Source organism: Psychrobacter piscatorii (genome assembly GCF_001444505.1).
GTDB classification, from domain to species: Bacteria; Pseudomonadota; Gammaproteobacteria; order Pseudomonadales; family Moraxellaceae; genus Psychrobacter; species Psychrobacter piscatorii_B.
The window spans coordinates 1-20581 of sequence record NZ_LNDJ01000091.1; the positions used below are offsets into that span (position 1 = coordinate 1).

A 20581-nucleotide genomic window follows, 5' to 3' on the forward strand; every position below is an offset into this window, starting at 1 on the left:
AAATTTTGTGTAAGTATTTAATCTAAATTGCAGTTACACAGAATTCGGGATGGGCTCATCATATTATTATGAATCGAACAATTTAGACTAGATCCTTAATATCTATATCCAATGCATCGCAAATATCATAGGCCTTTTTGAGAGTGACATTCTTCTCTCCACGCTCGATATTTCCCATATAACTTCGATCAATATCTGCCATCTCTGCCAGCACTTCTTGAGATATTCCTTTGCTTCTGCGCACATCACGGATACGCTTTCCAAAGGCTATCATGCGTTCATCTGTCTTCATCTCACCAACCACTGCTAAAAATAGCAATACTCACAGTGGTGGGCTATAATATCCACGGGATATAGTCGGTATTATGAGGTGAGTATGAAAACAAAACTAGAGTATCAGCCAGATATAACAGAAACTAATAAGCTGATCTGTGAGAGGTACTGGTTAAGAGAAGGCGATAAACGAAGTGGTTTTATATATACCTGTAAAGAAATAGGTCAAGAGTTTGATGTTAAGCATCAGGATATACCTAGTATCGTTAAAATAAATGCTCATCTTGTCGTACTAGACTGCCAATGCATAGACTGCGGTACAACTAAGATTTGCTATACTCGCTCACAGCTAACTCGATTGGATCTTATTAGATGGCGGTGTGATGATTGCAGGGCGGCGCTTGAAAAAAGAATGGATCAAGAGTACTTAGAGTATCATCTTAAACAAGACCGTTTAGCAGAAGAAAAGAGACAGACCGCTCTAGAGTACATCAATCAATGCCGAAGCATTCAATTAAGCAGTATTCCTTCAGTCACTGAGCTTAACGACGTAGATAAACTTCTACTCGCAGCGACTGTAGAGAGTATAGGAGCAGATAATATAAGGAATACAGTCTCTCTACGTGACAATTTATCATTACCTTTATCACCGTTCTCTAAATTAGATGAAGAGATACTACAGCATCTTTTTAACCGAAATCTGCTCATACTCGCTTCTGAAAATAGCTACGAATACGTAACTATCAACGAAGAAAAAGAGCTAGAGATAGATTTCTATCAAGCGATCTTTGAGTTTGCTTATAGTATTGAGAATCTTACTAAAATCTTGATAAACGCTAAATCTCAGAAAAATACCAGTGCTCTAGTAGCGAATGATCAATTTAAGAACTGGTGTGAAAAGTTACAGCTAGGAGAGTGTTTAAGCTACCTGATTACTAGGTCAAGATTGAACTATCTAGCACCGCCTATTGGCGAAAAGCTAATTAGTATTCTCAGATCATGTTTAGCTGAATGCTCTGTATCAACCATGCATTATATCATTTGGAAGTCTGTGGAAAATGCTGCTGCATACGTGCAAAAACCAGGTATTACTCGAAAACATGCTTCAAATTCTGTTTCTGGTAATATAGAGAGAGTATTCAATAAAATATACAGTGGTAGTTGGAGTCACAATAAATCTTTTCGCGATGCTAGCCACCCTCAGTCTGCAATGGCCAAAATATTTTTTGATTATGTATTTGGAGTAGATGATGGTGGTTTTCACTACACTATTGATAAGCTATTCAGCCCATATAGGTCTCAGAAAGCTTTAGAGCCAATAAGTTATGCAGCTCTAGGAAACGCTAGAAGCACGAATTATTCAGTCACAATAGCTCTTGATATCAAACAATCATGATTTATCAATGTTTAAATTCTCAATACAATTAAATTAGCCGAATAAGACATAGCAATGAGAGAAAGATTGTCTAGATAGAAGACTATCTGACTTGCTGAACAATTTTATTACTACTGATAGGAGCTAGTATGGAAGATTCTAAATCTAAAGCACCGATTGTTGGCGATCGACCTATTCTTGTTAGTCGACAAGAGATAGAAAAGCGCCGCCGCATCAACTCTGATACTTTGAGCAGCTTTGCAATAGATAATATCCCTGTTAATCCAGATACTCAGCATTTTTTTAAAGATTTTGAAGAAGGTAAAATTGCAACTAGCAAGGAAGTAAAAGCTTTGCTACATGCTCACTATACTAAGATAGCGCTCGAAGATAATTAGCTCTTATAATTTGAGCCCGACGTTGCTAAGCTATTATAGTATTGCTTTTCACAGCCAGTATCGAAAGATGAAACATAATTAATTGTGCTATTCAATCATATTTATCAAATCATTTCACCTATGTAAGATTACTAGTCCAGCATCACTAACTCTCGTCCAGCCATCTCCGAAATAAAGAATAACTACCCTGCCCACAAACATAATAACGTTATAGCTAGTCAGCTTATTCGCTTAGTGAATAGATAAGCATTAAGACCTGATATCACCGTGATGAATTACATCCTTGGGTCTGCTTCTATCTACACTCGCTTGCTTTAATATTACCATCATTATATCCGTGTTCATATGATTCGATATCTTGCAACTGACAATACTATGTGCAAAGACGTTAATGATAAACATGAATAGCAGAAAACTACTTTTATTTCTACCTATCTGACATAGATAAAATCTACTGGATTAGAGGATGGTACGATTGATCAAAAGTAACCATTAATAGATAGACGTAGCGAAGCGCATCATGTCCGCGTTTATAGCTTAGATAGGATGATATTAGAAAGGATGTTTCTGAAGATGTGAAAGATACCTGAAAAACTTAATTGTTATGATACCTAATTGATAGAACGACCATTATCTTTTGGATAGGTAAAAGTGATTTTTTCTGATAGGTGGTAAGAATCACCGAAGTGATAGTTTTAATTTAGATGCCTACAAATAATATAGCGATGTACACTATTAGAATAAGAGGTTTCTAGCATGTCAACCTATAAGGAGATGTGTGTAGCTCGTGCAGGGCACTGGCAAAAAATCCATGAGCGAATTCAATTCTGGCAGGCTCATTGTCTTGAGCAGGGAAATACTCTGGCTCACCCTCACTACGAACCAATATCACTTGCTGGTTAGTAAATAAAGTATTAAATAGCTGTATGAGCCAATCAGTGGCTAATCGTTCGCTATCAATTATCAATCCTGCTGAGTAAGTATTGTCAGGCTGAGTAGTAGATAACTTTTGCCACTGACTTCTCCATTCTCTTAAATACTCATCTTCATCGAGGCACAGTCTATTGCTAAGAGCATTTTCAGTATGACGATCTAGTTGAGTAAGATATTGCAGCAACGAATTTGCTGTAGCAGGAGAAAGTAAATCAGAAAAATTAATTTTATTATCAGGTAGATTCATAGAGAAGACATTGACTTAATAAATACTAAAGACAAAAAATTTTAGGTAAAAAAGTAAGTAGTAAAAAAGCTTGAACATATTTGCTATCAAAAAATCTTAACATACTAGCGCTAGCAGAATATGGCACTTTCCGCTAGTATGGCAGGCAATATTATACACTGTTTTTATGAATGAGGCCGCGCATGTCAAGCACTCCAGAAACTAAACCGTCAGCACCTTACGCTGACAATAAAAAAGCGCCTGTATCTACTAGCATGCCTGAGCACATTTCTTTGGACAAATGGGCAGACACGGGTTTTGAGTGGTCAGGAGAAGTCGATCCAAACTCTTTTGAACGTCTTGCCACGACGTTGAGCGCCGAGCATGATCAGTCAAACACTCAGTTAAACGCTGAACTCTATCGCCGTAATAATGTTTTGCATTTGGCATTTACGTTGACAGGTGATGTTTGGCTAACGTGTCAACGCTGTTTACAACCAATTGCGATAGACTTATCTGATGATTATGACATTGCACTACTCGAAAATGACAGCCAAGTACGTCTGGTTAATGATGAGCAAGATTATTTATTACTTGATGAAATCGTCACTGAGCAGTCTCCGGAGCGTCTATTACCATTTAAAAAACTGGTAGAAGATGAGATATTGCTCAAAACACCAATGGCGCCAAAGCATGATGATTGTGAGATGTCAGTTGAGCAGTTTGGCGAGATACCAGAAGAAGAAGAGAATGAAAATCCATTCGCTGCTTTAGCCTCCTTAAAAGGTAAGCTATAAGAGCCAAATTTATTTATTCAAGTATTTGAGAAGCCTTCTATCTGCTTTGTACAGAAGAGTGCAAGGCAGGGCTTTATTAATCTAATAAACATGCGTATAATGTCCGGTTTATTGCATTCGAGCAACCTGTTGCGTGCTGATAGAAGCTGACTAGGCAAATTTTTCATAAATTTCAGACATAGTTAGCGCTTTATGTAAGTAACAATCTATTTAACTAATGATGCTTCAGACTTAGGTTGTTGTGATTATATAGCCTCTGTCAGTATCGACTAAAGCTGAATTTCAAGCTTATCCCTTTTAAGTATAGGAGCTATATCATGGCTGTTCAAAAAAGTCGTAAAAGCCGTTCTCGTCGTGACATGCGCCGTTCACATCACCGTATGGAAATTGCTGAACTAAGCGTAGATGCTACTACTGGTGAAAAACATCGTCGTCATCACATGACTAAAGATGGTTTCTACCGTGGTCGTCAGCTATTCAAAGTTAGTCAAGATGCCTAAGACATTGGCCCTATGATAGCTAGGTAAAATAGTGACAGTACTGGTGACTGTTGTTGTATTTACCTGGCTATCATTAGTCAATAAGCTTTGAGCTAAAAAAAGCCAAGTTATTTCGCTATCATATATTATGTGGCTGGATAACTTGGCTTTTTGTTATTTATGACTAAACTCATTGCTTAGATGACTTTTTATTTTTAGCAAATAGAAACGCGTACTCAATCGTTAGTGCTTTTGATTGGTACTGTATTTTCCTATCGTTGTTTGGTCTGCATCCGCTATGATAATAGTGTGTGTCAGTGTATAGTTTACTGACAATCCGTTTTCTTAGATAAATAATTGAACTAGCGGCTTTGTATCACATCTAATAATATAATACACCCCATTGTTTTAGGGATATTTCTAATCAGATAAGGGATATTGGTTATGGCTTCTGTACCCGATATGGTAAAAAAGCAACCCGCTCGTATCGCGGTCATTTTTCCTGGACAAGGATCTCAAGCAGTCGCGATGACGAGTGAGCTTGCTGAAATCTACCCAGAGATACGCGATACATTTACTGAAGCGAGTGAGGCGCTTGGTGAGGATTTGTGGGCAATCTGTCAGGATGAAGAAAAACTCAATCAAACCGAGTATACTCAGCCAGCGCTACTGACAGCTAGCATTGCCATTTGGCGTGTCTTACAACAAGAAATAGAAGAGACGCCTTGCTATTTAGCTGGTCACTCTCTGGGCGAGTACAGCGCCCTGTGTGCTGCCAATGTGATATCGCTTGGTGATGCCGTCACCCTAGTGCATAAACGAGGTCAGTTGATGCAAGAGGCCGTTGTAGGTGTCGATACTGCTATGGCTGCCGTGTTAGGACTAGAAGACAACCGAGTCGAAAATCTGTGTGAGCAAGCAACAGAGCATGTCGAGGGTGCCATTGTTGGCGCTGCTAACTTCAACAGCCCAGGACAGGTAGTGATCTCGGGTAACGCTGCTGGCGTTAACGCTGTCATCGACAAAGTCAAAAATACGGGCAAAAAATCTGTGCCCTTAAAAGTGAGTGTGCCATCTCATTGTGCATTAATGGAGCCTGCAAGTAATGCCTTAGCTGAGATATTAGCAGGTATTCAATTTGATCAAGCGGCCATTCCTGTGATTCAAAATCGCTATGCGCGTGTTGAAACCAGTGCAGTAGGTATCAAACAAGCATTGACTGAACAGCTGAGTGAGCCAGTACTGTGGTCAAAAACCATGCAGGAACTGGCCGATAAGCAAATTAATCTATTAATCGAATGTGGCAGTGGCAACGTATTAAGCAATTTGGCTAAGCGTCAAGCGCAGCCAATCGCAAGCTATCCTACAGACAAGCCTGCCCGTCTAGAGAAATTATTAGAGGTGTTATCATGAGCCGTACGATTACATTAGTAACTGGCGCGAGCCGCGGTATCGGAAAGGCAGTCGCCAAACGCTTTGCTAAAGAAGGACATTTTGTCATTGGAACAGCAACCACTGAAAAAGGTGCTGAACTTATTGATGACTATCTTCATGATAGTGGTGGTATCGGTCGCGTCTTAGACGTACGTGATACTACTCAAATTGATAAATTGTTCGAAGAAATCGAAAGCGTCTATGGAGCGGTACAAGTATTGGTTAACAATGCAGGTATCACGCAAGACGGTCTGCTAATGCGTATGAAAGACGATGACTGGTCAAATGTCATCGATACGAATTTGACCTCAGTTTACCGCATGAGCAAACGCGCAGTACGCGGTATGATGAAAGCGCGCCGTGGTCGTATTATTAATATCACCTCTGTTGTTGCTCAAATGGGTAATGCAGGTCAATCTAACTATGCCGCGACTAAAGCTGGTGTAGAAGGTTTCAGTCGTACGCTTGCACGTGAAATCGGTTCACGCCAAGTGACTATCAATTGCGTGGCACCAGGTTTAATCGAGACTGATATGACAGATGAGCTCGACGAACGCCTATTGAATTCTATGCTAGATGCCGTTCCTATCAGCCGTCTTGGTCAACCAGAAGACATCGCAGCAGCAGTACATTTCTTAGCCAGTGATGAAGCCAGCTATATCACCGGCGCGGTCATTCCGGTCAATGGTGGCATGTATATGTAGGCGTTACATAGTTATAATAAAAAACTGTGTGAACGAGTGTAAACTATAATAAAGGGTGTTATAATAACGAATACTTTTGATTCAAAGCCCTGTATGATAACAGGGCTTTATTAGACAGACTGTGTAACAAGTCATAGAGTACTCAGACAGCAATGCTAGTCTGGCAAACACATTTTATATATCATGCTATAGAGCTTAAATGAGGCGCTATAGCAGTTTATTAAAAATAATAGATGATAACGGAGTGATCTATATGAGTAATGATATCGAGCTAAGAGTAAAATCAGCAGTTGCTGAGCAACTAGGCATGAACATTGAAGACATCAACAACGATGCTTCATTCATGGAAGATCTAGGCGCAGATTCACTTGACCTAGTCGAATTGGTCATGTCTTTTGAAAGTGATTTTGGTATCACTATTCCTGACGAAGACTCTGCAGAATTGACTACTGTTCAAAAAGCAATTGATTACGTACAAGCCCAGCTATAATTTGCCATTTGTTTAGCAAATTTTATAATGCCGCTTATCTTAATAGATAGGCGGTTTTTTTTATGAGCGTGATTTAATTGATCGGTTGCATTAACATAAGCTACGTCAATTAACATTACTCAACATACTCTTACTATTCACGTTTGGTTCGTTTGTCTATACTCATCATGGTAGACAGTACAAAGCACGGTGATGTTCAATAACACACCACCGAAAATAAATATGAATAATAAATAACAATATTTCAAGGAGCAGTTATATGGGTATGTTCAGTTTTGCAAAAGATATTGGCGATAAAATCTTTAATCGTGATGACGAGAAACACGATGCCAAATCAGAGACCAAGGCAGATGCCAATACACCGGTAAAAAGTAGCGAGCCTTCAGCTCAATCAGTTGCTAACATTCTGTTGCGTCGTATTCAGCAACAGAACCTAAATATCAGTAATTTAAAAATCAAGTATAATGGTTCTACAGATACGGCAGAAATTAGCGGTAATGCTAAGACTCAAGCCGATCGTGAAAAAGCGATTATTGCTATTGGTAACGTACAAAATGTTGCTAAGGTCATTGATAATATCGATATCGAAGAAGATGCACCTGAGTCAACGATGTATACGGTAAAATCTGGCGATAGCTTATCTAAGATTGCTAAAGATGTTTACGGTGAGTCTGGCGATTATATGAAAATATTTGAAGCCAATAAGCCAATGTTATCTGATCCAGATAAAATCTATCCAGGTCAAGTACTACGCATCCCCAAGCCATAATTCTCAGATTCTAAAAAGTATTTAATATGAAAAAGCCTCTTATCGTTAAGAGGCTTTTTTTATGAACATCTATCAAAGCAAATAATGACTTGCTCCGTTATGATATACATCAACTCGTTGGCTTACTACTAGCGTCTAGTTTTCTGCCCTGTTCAGCTATTGCCCATTCAATGTGTTCATCAAGCATGGCGTTATGTAGCGTCAACTTAGACTTCAACTGCTCAATGACATGTGGACTAGCATTAGCGTTACCCAAACCAATAGCAATATTACGTAAAAAATTCACATAGCCTGTGCGTCTGAGTGGGCTTCCTTGTGTGTTGTTCAAAAAATCCGCTTCTTGCCATTGCCATAATTCAAGCAAATTGCTGTTATCGAGACCATGCCTTGGTGCGAAGTCCTCAACGGTAGTCAGATTGGCATAACGATTCCATGGACAGATCAGCTGACAGTCATCGCAGCCAAACACCCGATTGCCAATCGCGCGTCGATACTTGGTATCAATAATACCATCGTGTTCAATCGTCAAATAAGAGATACAGGCAGAGGCATTGAGCTCATAAGGCGCTACAATCGCTTGGGTAGGGCATACATCAATGCAAGCACTACAACTGCCACAATGCTCTTTAACAGGCTGGTCATCGGGCAGCTCTAAGCTTAAAAACAGCTCACCTAGCACAAAAAATGAGCCAGCTTGTTTGTTGATTAATAACGTATGCTTACCTGTCCAGCCCAGACCAGCAGCATCGGCAATAGGCCGCTCAAAGATAGGCGCAGAATCACTAAAGGGTCTAAAAACAAACTCTTTATCTGAACCAATATCGAGATGTTGCCATTCAGGAAGCATGGCCTCGATATTCAGAGCCAATTGCTTTAAACGGCTACGCATTGTCTTATGATAATCACGACCTCTTGCATAACGCGCAATGATGCCTTGGTTGGGATGGTCGTTGTCTGTGACAGCACGCGGTGTTGGGGCTTTGGTTAGGTAGTCCATCCTTACACTAATAATGGTCTTTGCGCCATCCACTAACTGCTCGGGATGAGCGCGCAGATGATGGTTGTTGTGCATGAACTGCAATTGACCCTCATAGCCTTTATCCAGCCACTTCTGTAGCTGTTCGATTTGCTTAGTAAACAGTGGATGATGGACAGATAAAAACCCACAGTCAGCAAATCCTAATGTTTGCGCTTGCGTTTTGATCCATTGTTTAATATCTGCTGTTGTTGCAAAGACTGTTGAGTTACTAACGGCAATCTTGTTTTTATCGGTAGGCATATAGATAGAGGCTTATTGGCTGTCTGCTTGTTTGGGTTGATCAGATTATTCGCATCTCACAATCAGTAATCATATGAATAGTGTTTATGATAAGCCAGTGAGCGATAAGCGCAAGTAGAAAAGAAAATAAACTCACATTCATATCGATACATAAGTAGACATGAGCTTTTGCTAAGCTGATACTAAAGTTTAGAAACTAGACTTTCAACACTATAAAAATATCAGAAAAACATGGCCGAGGATAATAAATGAAAAATTTTACCAATTTATCACCTATAAAAAATACAAAACCTATTGCGCTTTATAGTAGTGAGCAAATTTATGCCATGGAGCAAGCGTGGTTTGCTCAAGGATATGATAGTTTTGGCTTAATGCAGCAAGCAGCTTGGCAAATGGCACAGCAGATAGAATTGCTTTATGAACAAAAATGTCTCAATGCTAATCATTCTGCTAATACCAACGTTTATCATCGTACGGAGCGTTTGCGCCGAGTAAGTGTCTGGGTAGGTAAGGGTAATAATGGCGGGGACGGTTGGCTCATTGCTCACTATCTGCAACAAGCTGGCTGGCAAGTAGAGGTCATTGCTGTTGGTTTTGATAAAAACGATTTCGTTATTGATGATAAATCAGTCACTTCTAACAGCAAACACAGCGACAGTAGCAATATAACTGACGCAACAAAGGCTCTTCAAATAGCGCTATCTGCCAACTGTCATTATCAACGCTTCGAAGAGATTCATAGCAGTCACAATGAGTCAGAGAAAATGGCTTTATTAGCTGAAATTTATATTGACGCACTGTTTGGGATTGGGCTAGATCGTGCACCAGAAGGTATTTATAAAGAGGCTATTAGCGCTTTTAATCGTACTACTCAGCAACAAAACGCACTAGCAGTCGCCGTTGATATTCCAAGTGGATTGGTGGCTTCTACTGGTGCGGTATTTGATCGTATAGCAGTACAAGCTGATGTCACCTTATGCCTGATTGCGCGCAAATTTGGTTTGCACAACAAAGATGGTACGGATTATAGCGGAGACATAATCGATATACCGTTAATACCTTATCAAACAGCTAGACCTCACAAAATATCTGATAAAAATGCCAAGCAAAATACTATTGAAGCATTTGAACCTGTTGCCATACTACGGACGGCTGCACAGAGTATGAAGCCGCGCCGCCAAAACAGTTACAAAGGTAGCTACGGTCATGCGCTAATCATCGGTGGAAATCGCGTTGATGGCTCTCAAGGGATGGGCGGTGCTGCGATACTGTCTGCCTCAAGCACCATGGCAACTGGCGCTGGTAAAATAACCGTTGCCTGTCATGAGGCTTTTCATGGTGCATTATTAACGTCACTGCCAGATGCGATGACAATTAATTTGCATGATGCAGATGGGTTAAAGGCACTGATTGAACAAGCCAGTGTTGTCGCTATTGGCATGGGATTGGGCCGTGACGAAAAAGCAAAGGCGCTGTTTATCGACTACATACAGACTGCGATAGCTCATGAAAAATCAATAGTGATCGATGCAGATGGTCTTTATCATTTGGCCTCGCTGCAAATGGATAGCCATGAACTGGTAACAGAGCTTCGCGAACATAGCATCAATCATCGAGTTTGCTTGACACCGCATAGCGGCGAAGCGGCTAGATTGCTCGATCAAAAAATAAGCGAGGTAGAAAGTGATAGATTGCGAGCCATAAAACAATGCGCTGCAGTTTATGGTGGTGACTGGGTATTAAAGGGAGCAGGGTCGCTAGTTTTGGAGCAAAAATCAGGACGAGCGCGAGTATATGTCTGTGATGCGGGCAATGTTGGTATGGCAACTGCTGGCATGGGCGATATTCTATCTGGAGTGATTGCTGGATTATTAGCACAACAAGACTTAGCAGCAGAGTCGTACAGTTTACCTCAGGCAGTGCTTATTCATGGATTTGCAGGAGATGTATTGGTCAACCAAAATAGTGATTGTCATAGTGAAAACAGACTTATGATTGGACAACGAGGGCTGCAAGCGCAAGATATGCCAGCAGCCATTCGTCATGTTATGCAGCTAGTGATGGTCGACTAACCCTCACTATTGGGTCGACTAGGTTGTAGAGCCACTACAATACTGGTCGATCGCCTGCTGTACACGCTCACGTTTTAGCTCAATCTCACGGCCATCTAGATATTGACGTTTGCCATTTGCGTCCATCTCATAGATACGGCCGCCAACATTTAAGTTGGTTAGGTTGTTACGTAGCGATTGGCAGCGCTGAGCATTGGCTTGAGCTTCTTGCTCTTTGATACGCGCTTCAAGTGTGGCTACGCGCTGTTCTTCTGCAGTTTGAGTATTATTGCTTTGGCTGGGGTCTGTTTTGCCAGCCATTTGTCCGGCGTTATTTTGTCTACCGTCACTACGAAATTCAATCAACTCAACGTTTTTACCATTTTGCGGCGCGTGCTGACTATATTTAACTTCGCCATGTGCGCCAATGGATTTGTAAACTTGAATAGCCTGACTGGCATTCATGGACAGCATTAGCATACACGCAGTACTTGTTAGCAGTTTGGCAGCAGTCGCTATTTTAGATGCATATGCCATAACAGCAATCCTCTTGTTTTATAAAAGCAAATTTATATAAGGGTAAATATAACATTTGAGCACTTTATTGGCAGCACTAATGTATCGACTTCTAATTTTAGCAAATAATACTTATCAATGTATATTATTTAATAACTAATAGTTTGGGATAGGCTTTAGAAGTTTTTCTTGACAATAACAGACAAACAATCGAATATAATAGAAGTTGATTGGTCAGTGAACGGCTTTTATGATATTGCCGTGGCACTTGAAAATGATCACTACGAGCTACTTATCGGTAGTTTATGCAGTGTTATTTTCTTTGTGATGATGATATAGCACACGTAGCATTGGCTACTCATAACTATACATTGTCTCCGGACTTATCTGTCTACAATGACTAAGATAAACTTATTATTTGAACTGTGCTAAATGTAATTCTGGCAATTGTGCAAAATACGATACAGTACTGGTTATAAAGTGCGCCAAAGCCTCTGTTATAAGTTTTAGTAACTTATGCATAGTATTTGGGTATAAATATCCTGTTATCTCTACGTCTTTGCACTCATGAATTTATTATCAGTACTTATTTATAGAAACACTCAATAATAAGCTTCTTTATAGGTGCGCCCGCATCTTATCACTGTATATCGATAAACATCCATCACAAAACTGACCTTAAATACATTGCTGTGTTTGAGTAATTTGCTGTCTTAAAAAACAACGTTACTTAAATATGATAGGCAAATATTCTTGATATGGACAAGGATTAGCGATCATTTTATGAGTTTTGAAGTAATACCTATATGGGGTTATCTCTTATCATAGAATACCGCAAATCCTCGCCGCAAAAAAAGGTGATGACAGTGACGCAAACCACGCAAAGTCCGAATATGACGGGACATACCCAAACGGGTAATGCCGCCAAAAATTTTGAAGAAAAGCAACAACGTCTTGCAGAAGGCAGCTCACAGCCTGTGATGCTATCGGGCGCTGAAATGCTGGTACAAGCGCTGACAGACGAAGGTGTCAAATATATCTTTGGTTATCCAGGCGGTGCCGTTCTGCACATTTATGACGCGCTGTTTCAGCAAGAAGCCATTGAGCATATCTTGGTGCGTCATGAGCAGGCGGCAGGACACATGGCAGATGCTTATTCACGAGTGACTGGTGAGACGGGGGTTGTATTGGCAACCTCAGGGCCTGGTGCCACCAATACGGTTACTGCTATTGCGACCGCCTTTATGGATTCAGTACCGATGGTCGTGATTTCAGGTCAGGTGCCAAGTAGTCTAATCGGTGAAGACGCTTTCCAAGAAACGGATATGGTGGGGGTATCGCGTCCGATCGTTAAGCATAGTTTTCAGGTGCGCCATGCTAGCGAAATTCCGATGATTGTCAAAAAGGCATTTCACATTGCACAGTCTGGCCGACCAGGTCCTGTCGTTATTGATGTGCCAAAAGACATGACTGCTCCTAGTGAAAAGTTTGCCTATAAATATCCAGAAGAGGTATTTATACGCTCATACCAACCTTCGCTCAAAGGCCATAGTGGTCAGATCAAAAAAGCGGTCGAGACACTACTATCTGCCCAGCGTCCTGTCGTATATGCAGGTGGCGGCGTTATTTGGAGCAATGCTCACGAAGAGTTGACTGATTTGGCTCACCGTCTTAATTTACCAGTGACCAATACATTAATGGGTCTTGGTGCATTTCCTGGCTCTGATCGTCAGTTCCTAGGTATGCTTGGTATGCATGGTACTTATGAAGCCAATATGACTATGCATCATGCCGATGTTATTTTGGCAGTGGGTGCGCGTTTCGATGATCGCGTCACCAATAATGTCAAAAAATTCTGTCCGAACGCGACGATTATCCATATCGATATCGATCCTGCGTCGATCTCAAAAACCATTCTTGCGCACATTCCTATCGTTGGCGATGTAAAGTCTGTCTTAACCGATATGCTAGAGATCGTTGGAGAAGATAAGCAATTAGAGCAACACGCATTGCTCGATTGGTGGTCACAAATTAATGAGTGGCGTAAGCGCCATGGTTTGCGTTATGACACCAGCACAGATAATGGCATTAAGCCACAAAGTGTCGTACAAGCTCTAGATAAAGTGACTAACAGTAACGCTATTATCACAAGTGACGTCGGTCAGCATCAGATGTTTGCAGCACTTTACTATACTTATAATGAGCCTCGCCAATGGCTGAACTCAGGTGGCCTAGGTACGATGGGTGTTGGCTTGCCGTATGCCATGGCAGCAAAGCTTGCCAACCCTGAGCGTGATGTGGTGTGTATCACAGGCGAAGGCTCTATTCAGATGAATATCCAAGAGCTGTCAACTTGCTTGCAGTATAACTTGCCAGTTAAAATTCTAAATTTAAATAATGCACAGCTAGGTATGGTCAAGCAGTGGCAGGACATGCTGTATGAAGGTCGCCATGCTCAGTCTTATATGAACTCCTTACCAGACTTTGTCAAATTGGCTGAAAGTTATGGTCACGTCGGTATCAAGATTACTGATCCTGCAACGATGGAAGCACAGTTGGCTGAAGCCATGGCAATGAAAGACAAACTGGTATTTATCGATGTTTATGTCGATCGTAATGAGCATGTATATCCGATGCAAATCGCTGGACAGGCCATGCGTGATATGTGGTTAACAAAAGGGGAGCGTACCTAATGCAACAACAACATCTGATTTCGGTATTGATGGAAAACGAAGCGGGTTCGTTGTCGCGTCTAGTCGGTTTGTTCTCACAACGTGGCTACAATATCGAAACGCTCAACGTCGCGCCTACTGATGACCCAAGCATTTCACGCTTGACCTTAACGACCATTACGTCACCAGAAAGAATTGAACAAATCACCAAACAATTGCATAAATTGATTGAAGTGGTTAAAGTGCATAATCTGACAGAGAACGTACACGTTGAGCGTGAATTGATGCTCATCAAAGTACGAGCAACTGGTAGCATACGCGAAGAAGTAAAACGCAGTGCAGATATCTTCCGTGCGCAGATTGTCGATGTGAATGCCAACTTATATACGATTCAAATCGTTGGTGACAAAGCCAAGCTTGACGGTTTTATCGATGTGCTTGGACGTGAGCGTATTATGGAAGTGGTTCGCTCGGGTGTGATTGGTATTGCCCGCGGTGAGAAAACCCTTAGCACCTAGACTTAATGCCCAAATATCCTATTTTATTGAAGAACTATTTATCTAAATCAACAAAGCGCTTATCTTAGTCATTATCTTGATTACAGTATAAGCGCCTACTATCCATGGTACGCCATGATTGAGGACAAGGACTCTATTTATGAACGTTTTTTATGACAAAGATTGTGATCTATCAATTATTCAAGGTAAAAAAGTTGCCATTATCGGTTATGGCTCACAAGGCCATGCGCACGCGCTTAACTTACAAGACTCAGACGTTGATGTAACGGTTGGTCTACGTGCCAACTCAGGCTCATGGAAAAAAGCTGAAAATGCGGGCCTAAAAGTTGCTGAAGTAGAAGAAGCCGTAAAAGCTGCTGACGTAATCATGATTTTGACACCTGATGAGTTCCAAAAAGAGCTTTACAACGATGTCATTGAGCCAAACATCAAAGAAGGCGCGACCCTTGCATTTGCCCACGGTTTTGCTATCCATTATAACCAAGTAGTGCCACGTAGCGACCTTGATGTGATCATGGTAGCACCAAAAGCACCAGGTCACACCGTACGTTCAGAGTTCACCAAAGGTGGCGGTATTCCTGACTTAATCGCCATCTACCAAGATGCTTCAGGTCAAGCTAAGCAATTAGCATTATCTTACGCTGCTGGTGTTGGTGGTGGTCGTTCAGGCATCATCGAAACCACATTTAAAGATGAGACTGAAACCGATCTATTCGGTGAGCAAGCGGTTCTTTGTGGCGGCGCGGTTGAATTGGTGAAAATGGGCTTTGAGACGCTAACAGAAGCAGGCTATGCTCCAGAAATGGCTTATTTTGAGTGTTTACATGAGCTAAAGCTTATCGTTGATTTGATGTATGAAGGCGGTATCGCTGACATGAACTATTCAATCAGTAACAACGCTGAATACGGCGAATATGTCACTGGTCCTGAAGTTATCAATGAGCAGTCTCGTGAAGCCATGCGTAACGCGCTAAAACGCATCCAGTCTGGTGAATACGCGAAAATGTTCATCTCTGAAGGTGCGACCAACTATCCATCAATGACAGCTCGTCGTCGTAACAATGCAGCGCATGAGATCGAAACCACAGGTGCCAAATTGCGCGCTATGATGCCTTGGATCGGTGGTAACAAAATCATCGATAAAGACAAAAACTAATTCGATACTACTTAAATAGAGTATTTGGTAGTTTATTAAGTAACCCGTGTTATCACTTGATAGCACGGGTTTTTTATATTGTACTTTTGACATATGGTTACACCGCTATATGTGTTGGTTGAAAACCAGTAAATACTGCCCAATATAGGCAGGCATCTTCACATTAGCCAGTGGGCTTTTACTGTGCTTATTTATCTTTGAGTCATCAAAGTAGGTGAGTCCTCATTCATATTTTCTATAGATTACAGGTTGTATGTTGTGCAAATATCTTATCCAGACTGGCTAACGCCGCAATTCGTGTATATTACTCTTAGCGCTGTCGTAGCAGTTTTAATTTGGATAGAAGGAGAAATGCTCAAAAAAACTGAGGGTAAACTGCCCAAATCTAAGTTTTTCCAAATCAGCTCAATCTTAGATACCATCTGGTTCTTTATCTCTGTGGTTGTCCTATACGTGATTGATTTGGCACCGCTCGCGATTGCTGTACCTGCCGCTTATGGCATTTACACGACCTTTGGTTGGGTTTACGGTACGCGACTACTAAAGCGCAAAGGTATCCCTGATTCTCCTAAAGACTTGGTCATACCGGCCAAATATATTGCTTATAGTCAGTCGTTTTCGTTGATATTTTTTGGGTTATGTTTGCTTGTATTAAGTTCACCATGGTTACCGATATTGCAATAGGCAATGAATGAGTTTTTGGCCTATAAGGGTCTTTCTTGTCGTATTTAACGATGGCTTCGTAATTGTAGCCTAATATTCATATGTTAGAAATTTATTCAATATCAATATGATAACGGCAAAAATTCCAGCTATTTTGATAGGTTCTAATAGCTGGAATTTATTTACAAAAATCATCAATTTAGACTGTTACCTGTATAGAAAACTGTTATAATCAGATTGTACTCAAAGTATTTTAGGTAAAAAATTCAGGTTTTCTCTTAGATTATTTGCAATTTTGAACCGTAGCGTTCAGCAAAAGATGCATGGGTATATATCAATTAATCGGTGATGACACAAGTCTCGCCAACAGTTAAAGAGTCAGGAAAATTTATGTCAGATAAAGTTGAAGGCACTGTAAAGTGGTTTAATGAAGCTAAAGGTTTTGGTTTTATCGCTCAAGACAACGGCGGACAAGACGTATTCGCTCACTACAGCGCTATCCAAGGTAACGGTTTCAAAACGCTAGCCGAAGGCCAAAAAGTGTCGTTCATCTTAGGTGAGGGCAAAAAAGGTCCACAAGCTGAGCAAATCGAAGCACTATAATCTCTTTGCTGTTTGGGCACACTGATGTTTAGTACGCTCGATGACAGTTAGAGTGACGATATGCATAAAATTTTTGTTTATAAAAACAATAAAAATATTGTATCGACTTTAAAAAAAGGCAACCTCTTATCAGGTTGCTTTTTTTATATCATTTTATCTGAAGTAGCGTTTGATTGATTTTCTTAATAATCATCAGTTCATAATAGGTACTGACTCAAGAGTAAATAAGGTTCTATTATGAAATGGGAAACTTGGTTTTCAATTGACTGGCAACAAGCACTAGGTATTTCTTTATCTGCGGTGGGCTTCTATATGGGTTTGATGCTCTGTACCCGATTGATGGGTCTACGTAGTTTCTCCAAGCTGTCAAGCCATGATTTTGCCATGACAGTTGGTATTGGTAGTATATTGGCATCGACTGTATTGGCTGACAAGCCGTCTCTGTTGCAAGGATTGTTTGCAGTTGCCATGTTGTTTTTGATTCAAGGCGTCATTTCAGTCATCAGACGCAAGATTAAACCTCTAAAAGCGCTGATAGACAATCGTGCCATCATACTCATGGCACATGGCGAATACTTCTCAGACAACTTAAAAGAAGCGAATCTTACGACCAGCGATGTTCAAGAAGTGCTGCGCAAAAATGGCATCAAAGCCAAAACTGAAATATTTGCGGTCATTATGGAGACGACAGGAGACATGAGCGTCATCAAAAACAATGATGTAACTCCTGACTGGGCGTTGTTTGATGACATACGTGACAGTGAGTTGTTAATGAGCTCTAGCAAAGACAGCGACATATAGCTGTTGGGTTCTTCGAGACTACTATCAGTTGAACCTTAGGAAATAAATAATAACAAAATATTAAATAAACATACCATTGAGAGTGCTATAAAGAGGAGGGCTCTTAAGGCTATTATCAAAGGAAAATCACCAGATCACGTGTTTATAAACTATTTATTATAGAATAGTGACAAATTTATGACGCATTATTCACGGCGTTGTCTTGACCTTATCTGCAGGCTGACGCAAGATACATAGGTCTGATAAGAACGGTTGGCTTAGCTTTAGCAGATTTTATCCGTAAGAAGTGCAATGCTAATATAATTTCGAATATTGGCGTATTTTTCTTAATTAGTTATACATCTGTTGATATAGTAATAACCTTGAGTAGTATTTTGAACGACGATTTGAACCACAACGAAAATTTGGTTCTTAACTGATATTTTTTAATTCATAACATTAATAAACGAGGAACGTATGAAAGCATTAGTAGCGGTCAAGCGTGTCATTGATTATAACGTAAAAGTACGTGTAAAAGCCGATAACTCTGGCGTTGATCTATCAAACACCAAAATGTCGATTAACCCTTTTGACGAAATCGCAGTAGAAGAAGCCGTTCGTCTAAAAGAAGCTGGCGTCATTGATGAAATCATCGTCGCGTCTATCGGTCCAAAAGAGTCGCAAGAGCAAATTCGTGCAGCCCTAGCATTAGGTGCTGATCGTGGCGTTTTAGTCGTGAGTGACGAAAAACCATATCCACTACAAGTTGCCAAGATTCTAAAAAATATCGCTGAAACAGAAAGCACAGATATTATCTTGTTGGGTAAACAAGCGATTGATGACGACAACAACCAAACGGGTCAGATGCTAGCGGCATTGATGGGTATCGGTCAGGGTACGTTTGCCTCAGAAGTGAAGGTTGAAGGCGACAAAGTCAACGTAACGCGTGAAATCGATGGCGGTCTACAAACAGTTGCCCTTGATTTGCCAGCAGTCATCACAACTGATCTACGTTTGAATGAGCCACGTTATGCGAAACTGCCTAACATCATGAAAGCGAAGAAAAAGCCGCTTGATGAGAAAACGCCAGCAGATTTCGGTGTCGATATGATATCTAAGCAAGAGATTATTAAGGTCGTGCCACCTGCTGAACGTAAAGCTGGTATTACAGTAGGGTCAGTTGATGAGTTGGTTGATAAGCTAAGAAACGAAGCAAAAGTCATTTAATTTTTCAATGATTAGATACTTCGCTACGGCATATCCTGTACAAAGCTAAGAATTTGACTGCTTTATTTATATTAAACGATAGTTGCTCAAAGGGCTTTGTACACAAACAACCGCATGAATAGATAATACGAATAAATAAAGGATTAAAACCATGGCAATTTTGGTATATGCAGAACATGACAATGCCAGTCTAAAAAAGGCAACTTTGAACACCATCGCTGCTGCTAAGCAAATCGGTGATGACATCCATGTATTAGTGGCAGGTAGTGGTGCTCAAGCAGTCGCTGATGAAGCAGCAAAAGCAGAAGGCGTAACGAAAGTACTATTAGCTGACAATGCAGCCTATGAGCATCAACTGGCGGGCAATGTGGCACTATTGGTTGCTGATGTTGCTGGTGATTACAGCCATATCCTAGCAGCTGCGACCACGACTGGTAAAAATTTTATGCCACGCGTTGCAGCGTTACTTGACGTCAGCATGCTGTCAGAAATCTCAGGTGTGGTCGATGCGCAAACGTTTGAGCGTCCTATCTATGCAGGTAATGCAACGGCAACCGTAAAAACGACAGAAGACAAAGTGGTACTAACCGTACGTACGACCGCGTTTGACCCAGTAGCAAGCGAAGGTGGTTCAGCGACTGTTGAAACGATCGATAATGTACAAGAAACTGGCAAAGCTAGCTTCGTGAACGAAGAAATGGCTAAGTCTGATCGTCCAGAATTGACCTCAGCTGGTATCGTGGTTTCTGGTGGTCGTGCCTTGGCAAATGGTGAAAACTTCACCAAATACATTGAGCCATTGGCTGACAAACTAGGCGCAGCTGTTGGTGCGTCACGTGCGGCTGTTGATGCAGGCTATGTACCAAACGATATGCAGGTCGGTCAAACGGGTAAAATCGTTGCACCGCAGCTATATATCGCCGCTGGTATCTCAGGTGCGATTCAGCATTTGGCCGGTATGAAAGACTCTAAAGTCATTGTTGCTATCAACAATGACCCAGAAGCCCCTATCGCTAGCGTTGCTGATTACTTCTTGGAAGCTGATTTGTTCGAAGCACTGCCTGAGCTAACTAGCAAGGTTTAATATATAGTCACAGAACTACTAAACGGCTACGGCGTTACCCTCCTTAGATGTACTACTTGTACAATCTGCAGTCGGTTGCCTTGTATCCGTTTTAGACTTCTTTGACTATATCAGTAGTAGACAGATAATAAAAAACCCACTATTAAATGTGAAC

20 protein-coding genes and 1 pseudogene are annotated in these 20581 nt (G+C 40.9%); 17 read left to right on the plus strand and 4 right to left on the minus strand.

The window, feature by feature from the left end:
- Positions 1-82: 82 nt before the first annotated feature.
- Positions 83-292, minus strand: a complete 210-nt coding sequence (locus AS194_RS09935; protein ID WP_058025361.1) for a helix-turn-helix domain-containing protein — start codon at positions 290-292, stop codon at positions 83-85.
- 84 nt (positions 293-376) lie between these two features.
- Here AS194_RS09935 and AS194_RS09940 point away from each other — a divergent pair, with 84 nt between their 5' ends.
- Both AS194_RS09940 and AS194_RS09945 read left to right on the plus strand, forming a co-directional pair.
- Positions 377-1669, plus strand: coding sequence for a hypothetical protein (locus AS194_RS09940; protein ID WP_058025362.1), 1293 nt, complete (start codon positions 377-379; stop codon positions 1667-1669).
- Between the two features lie 128 nt (positions 1670-1797).
- Positions 1798-2046 (plus strand): hypothetical protein, encoded by a 249-nt coding sequence (locus AS194_RS09945; protein ID WP_058025363.1) that lies wholly within the window; start codon positions 1798-1800, stop codon positions 2044-2046.
- A gap of 781 nt (positions 2047-2827) precedes the next feature.
- Here AS194_RS09945 and AS194_RS14185 read toward each other — a convergent pair.
- Positions 2828-3106: pseudogene (locus tag AS194_RS14185) on the minus strand (elongation factor P hydroxylase); the annotation flags it as partial.
- Between the two features lie 302 nt (positions 3107-3408).
- Between AS194_RS14185 and AS194_RS09955 the strand changes: the two are divergent.
- The 6 genes from AS194_RS09955 to lysM all read left to right on the plus strand — a co-directional run bounded on the left by AS194_RS09955 (position 3409) and on the right by lysM (position 7878).
- Entirely contained in the window at positions 3409-4002 is a 594-nt protein-coding gene (locus tag AS194_RS09955; protein WP_058025365.1) for a YceD family protein, read from the plus strand.
- Positions 4003-4319: 317 nt separating this feature from the next.
- Complete coding sequence (gene rpmF / locus AS194_RS09960; RefSeq protein ID WP_057758809.1) at positions 4320-4502, plus strand: 50S ribosomal protein L32; 183 nt, start codon at positions 4320-4322, stop codon at positions 4500-4502.
- 423 nt (positions 4503-4925) lie between these two features.
- Entirely contained in the window at positions 4926-5894 is a 969-nt protein-coding gene (gene fabD / locus AS194_RS09965; RefSeq protein WP_058025366.1) for an ACP S-malonyltransferase, read from the plus strand.
- On the plus strand, positions 5891-6619 hold the full coding sequence (gene fabG, locus AS194_RS09970) for a 3-oxoacyl-ACP reductase FabG (RefSeq protein ID WP_058025367.1): 729 nt from the start codon (positions 5891-5893) through the stop codon (positions 6617-6619). The genes fabD and fabG overlap by 4 nt, the downstream gene beginning before the upstream one ends.
- Before the next feature lie 253 nt (positions 6620-6872).
- Positions 6873-7109 carry an acyl carrier protein gene (acpP, locus tag AS194_RS09975; protein ID WP_058025368.1) on the plus strand — a complete coding sequence of 79 codons (237 nt, stop codon included), beginning with the start codon at positions 6873-6875 and terminating at the stop codon, positions 7107-7109.
- Between the two features lie 259 nt (positions 7110-7368).
- Positions 7369-7878: a peptidoglycan-binding protein LysM gene (gene lysM / locus AS194_RS09980; protein ID WP_058025369.1), complete on the plus strand. Its 510-nt coding sequence runs from the start codon at positions 7369-7371 to the stop codon at positions 7876-7878.
- 109 nt (positions 7879-7987) lie between these two features.
- On the opposite strand, the gene queG is transcribed toward lysM, so the two are convergent.
- Positions 7988-9157: a tRNA epoxyqueuosine(34) reductase QueG gene (gene queG / locus AS194_RS09985; RefSeq protein ID WP_058025370.1), complete on the minus strand. Its 1170-nt coding sequence runs from the start codon at positions 9155-9157 to the stop codon at positions 7988-7990.
- A gap of 248 nt (positions 9158-9405) precedes the next feature.
- Here queG and AS194_RS09990 point away from each other — a divergent pair, with 248 nt between their 5' ends.
- Positions 9406-11229, plus strand: a complete 1824-nt coding sequence (locus AS194_RS09990) for a bifunctional ADP-dependent NAD(P)H-hydrate dehydratase/NAD(P)H-hydrate epimerase (protein WP_058025371.1) — start codon at positions 9406-9408, stop codon at positions 11227-11229.
- A gap of 18 nt (positions 11230-11247) precedes the next feature.
- Here AS194_RS09990 and AS194_RS09995 read toward each other — a convergent pair whose 3' ends face one another.
- On the minus strand, positions 11248-11745 hold the full coding sequence (locus AS194_RS09995) for a DUF4124 domain-containing protein (RefSeq protein WP_058025372.1): 498 nt from the start codon (positions 11743-11745) through the stop codon (positions 11248-11250).
- Between the two features lie 839 nt (positions 11746-12584).
- On the opposite strand from AS194_RS09995, the gene AS194_RS10000 reads away from it, so the two are divergent.
- The 8 genes from AS194_RS10000 to AS194_RS10035 all read left to right on the plus strand — a co-directional run bounded on the left by AS194_RS10000 (position 12585) and on the right by AS194_RS10035 (position 20427).
- The gene (locus AS194_RS10000; RefSeq protein ID WP_178379274.1) at positions 12585-14417 is read left to right on the plus strand and encodes an acetolactate synthase 3 large subunit; all 1833 of its coding nucleotides are present in this window, start codon (positions 12585-12587) and stop codon (positions 14415-14417) included.
- A complete protein-coding gene (gene ilvN / locus AS194_RS10005; RefSeq protein ID WP_058025374.1) occupies positions 14417-14914 on the plus strand; it encodes an acetolactate synthase small subunit in 498 nt (165 codons plus the stop codon). The genes AS194_RS10000 and ilvN overlap by 1 nt, the downstream gene beginning before the upstream one ends.
- A 139-nt stretch (positions 14915-15053) precedes the next feature.
- Positions 15054-16070, plus strand: a complete 1017-nt coding sequence (gene ilvC, locus AS194_RS10010) for a ketol-acid reductoisomerase (protein ID WP_058025375.1) — start codon at positions 15054-15056, stop codon at positions 16068-16070.
- A 351-nt stretch (positions 16071-16421) separates the two neighbouring features.
- Positions 16422-16754: a hypothetical protein gene (locus tag AS194_RS10015; protein WP_227511630.1), complete on the plus strand. Its 333-nt coding sequence runs from the start codon at positions 16422-16424 to the stop codon at positions 16752-16754.
- Between the two features lie 369 nt (positions 16755-17123).
- Positions 17124-17336 carry a cold-shock protein gene (locus AS194_RS10020; RefSeq protein ID WP_058025376.1) on the plus strand — a complete coding sequence of 71 codons (213 nt, stop codon included), beginning with the start codon at positions 17124-17126 and terminating at the stop codon, positions 17334-17336.
- Positions 17337-17573: 237 nt separating this feature from the next.
- Complete coding sequence (locus AS194_RS10025) at positions 17574-18137, plus strand: DUF421 domain-containing protein (protein ID WP_058025377.1); 564 nt, start codon at positions 17574-17576, stop codon at positions 18135-18137.
- Positions 18138-18593: 456 nt separating this feature from the next.
- A complete protein-coding gene (locus AS194_RS10030; RefSeq protein WP_058025378.1) occupies positions 18594-19343 on the plus strand; it encodes an electron transfer flavoprotein subunit beta/FixA family protein in 750 nt (249 codons plus the stop codon).
- 151 nt (positions 19344-19494) lie between these two features.
- The gene (locus AS194_RS10035) at positions 19495-20427 is read left to right on the plus strand and encodes an electron transfer flavoprotein subunit alpha/FixB family protein (RefSeq protein WP_058025379.1); all 933 of its coding nucleotides are present in this window, start codon (positions 19495-19497) and stop codon (positions 20425-20427) included.
- Positions 20428-20581 lie beyond the last annotated feature (154 nt).

What these genes read in the sequence shown, in the direction of transcription:
- AS194_RS09935 (WP_058025361.1), bottom strand. Translation starts at nt 292, where the DNA reads ATGAAGACAGATGAACGCATGATAGCCTTTGGAAAGCGTATCCGTGAT.
- AS194_RS09940 (WP_058025362.1), top strand. Translation starts at nt 377, where the DNA reads ATGAAAACAAAACTAGAGTATCAGCCAGATATAACAGAAACTAATAAG.
- AS194_RS09945 (WP_058025363.1), top strand. Translation starts at nt 1,798, where the DNA reads ATGGAAGATTCTAAATCTAAAGCACCGATTGTTGGCGATCGACCTATT.
- AS194_RS09955 (WP_058025365.1), top strand. Translation starts at nt 3,409, where the DNA reads ATGTCAAGCACTCCAGAAACTAAACCGTCAGCACCTTACGCTGACAAT.
- rpmF (WP_057758809.1), top strand. Translation starts at nt 4,320, where the DNA reads ATGGCTGTTCAAAAAAGTCGTAAAAGCCGTTCTCGTCGTGACATGCGC.
- fabD (WP_058025366.1), top strand. Translation starts at nt 4,926, where the DNA reads ATGGCTTCTGTACCCGATATGGTAAAAAAGCAACCCGCTCGTATCGCG.
- fabG (WP_058025367.1), top strand. Translation starts at nt 5,891, where the DNA reads ATGAGCCGTACGATTACATTAGTAACTGGCGCGAGCCGCGGTATCGGA.
- acpP (WP_058025368.1), top strand. Translation starts at nt 6,873, where the DNA reads ATGAGTAATGATATCGAGCTAAGAGTAAAATCAGCAGTTGCTGAGCAA.
- lysM (WP_058025369.1), top strand. Translation starts at nt 7,369, where the DNA reads ATGGGTATGTTCAGTTTTGCAAAAGATATTGGCGATAAAATCTTTAAT.
- queG (WP_058025370.1), bottom strand. Translation starts at nt 9,157, where the DNA reads ATGCCTACCGATAAAAACAAGATTGCCGTTAGTAACTCAACAGTCTTT.
- AS194_RS09990 (WP_058025371.1), top strand. Translation starts at nt 9,406, where the DNA reads ATGAAAAATTTTACCAATTTATCACCTATAAAAAATACAAAACCTATT.
- AS194_RS09995 (WP_058025372.1), bottom strand. Translation starts at nt 11,745, where the DNA reads ATGGCATATGCATCTAAAATAGCGACTGCTGCCAAACTGCTAACAAGT.
- AS194_RS10000 (WP_178379274.1), top strand. Translation starts at nt 12,585, where the DNA reads ATGACAGTGACGCAAACCACGCAAAGTCCGAATATGACGGGACATACC.
- ilvN (WP_058025374.1), top strand. Translation starts at nt 14,417, where the DNA reads ATGCAACAACAACATCTGATTTCGGTATTGATGGAAAACGAAGCGGGT.
- ilvC (WP_058025375.1), top strand. Translation starts at nt 15,054, where the DNA reads ATGAACGTTTTTTATGACAAAGATTGTGATCTATCAATTATTCAAGGT.
- AS194_RS10015 (WP_227511630.1), top strand. Translation starts at nt 16,422, where the DNA reads ATGCTCAAAAAAACTGAGGGTAAACTGCCCAAATCTAAGTTTTTCCAA.
- AS194_RS10020 (WP_058025376.1), top strand. Translation starts at nt 17,124, where the DNA reads ATGTCAGATAAAGTTGAAGGCACTGTAAAGTGGTTTAATGAAGCTAAA.
- AS194_RS10025 (WP_058025377.1), top strand. Translation starts at nt 17,574, where the DNA reads ATGAAATGGGAAACTTGGTTTTCAATTGACTGGCAACAAGCACTAGGT.
- AS194_RS10030 (WP_058025378.1), top strand. Translation starts at nt 18,594, where the DNA reads ATGAAAGCATTAGTAGCGGTCAAGCGTGTCATTGATTATAACGTAAAA.
- AS194_RS10035 (WP_058025379.1), top strand. Translation starts at nt 19,495, where the DNA reads ATGGCAATTTTGGTATATGCAGAACATGACAATGCCAGTCTAAAAAAG.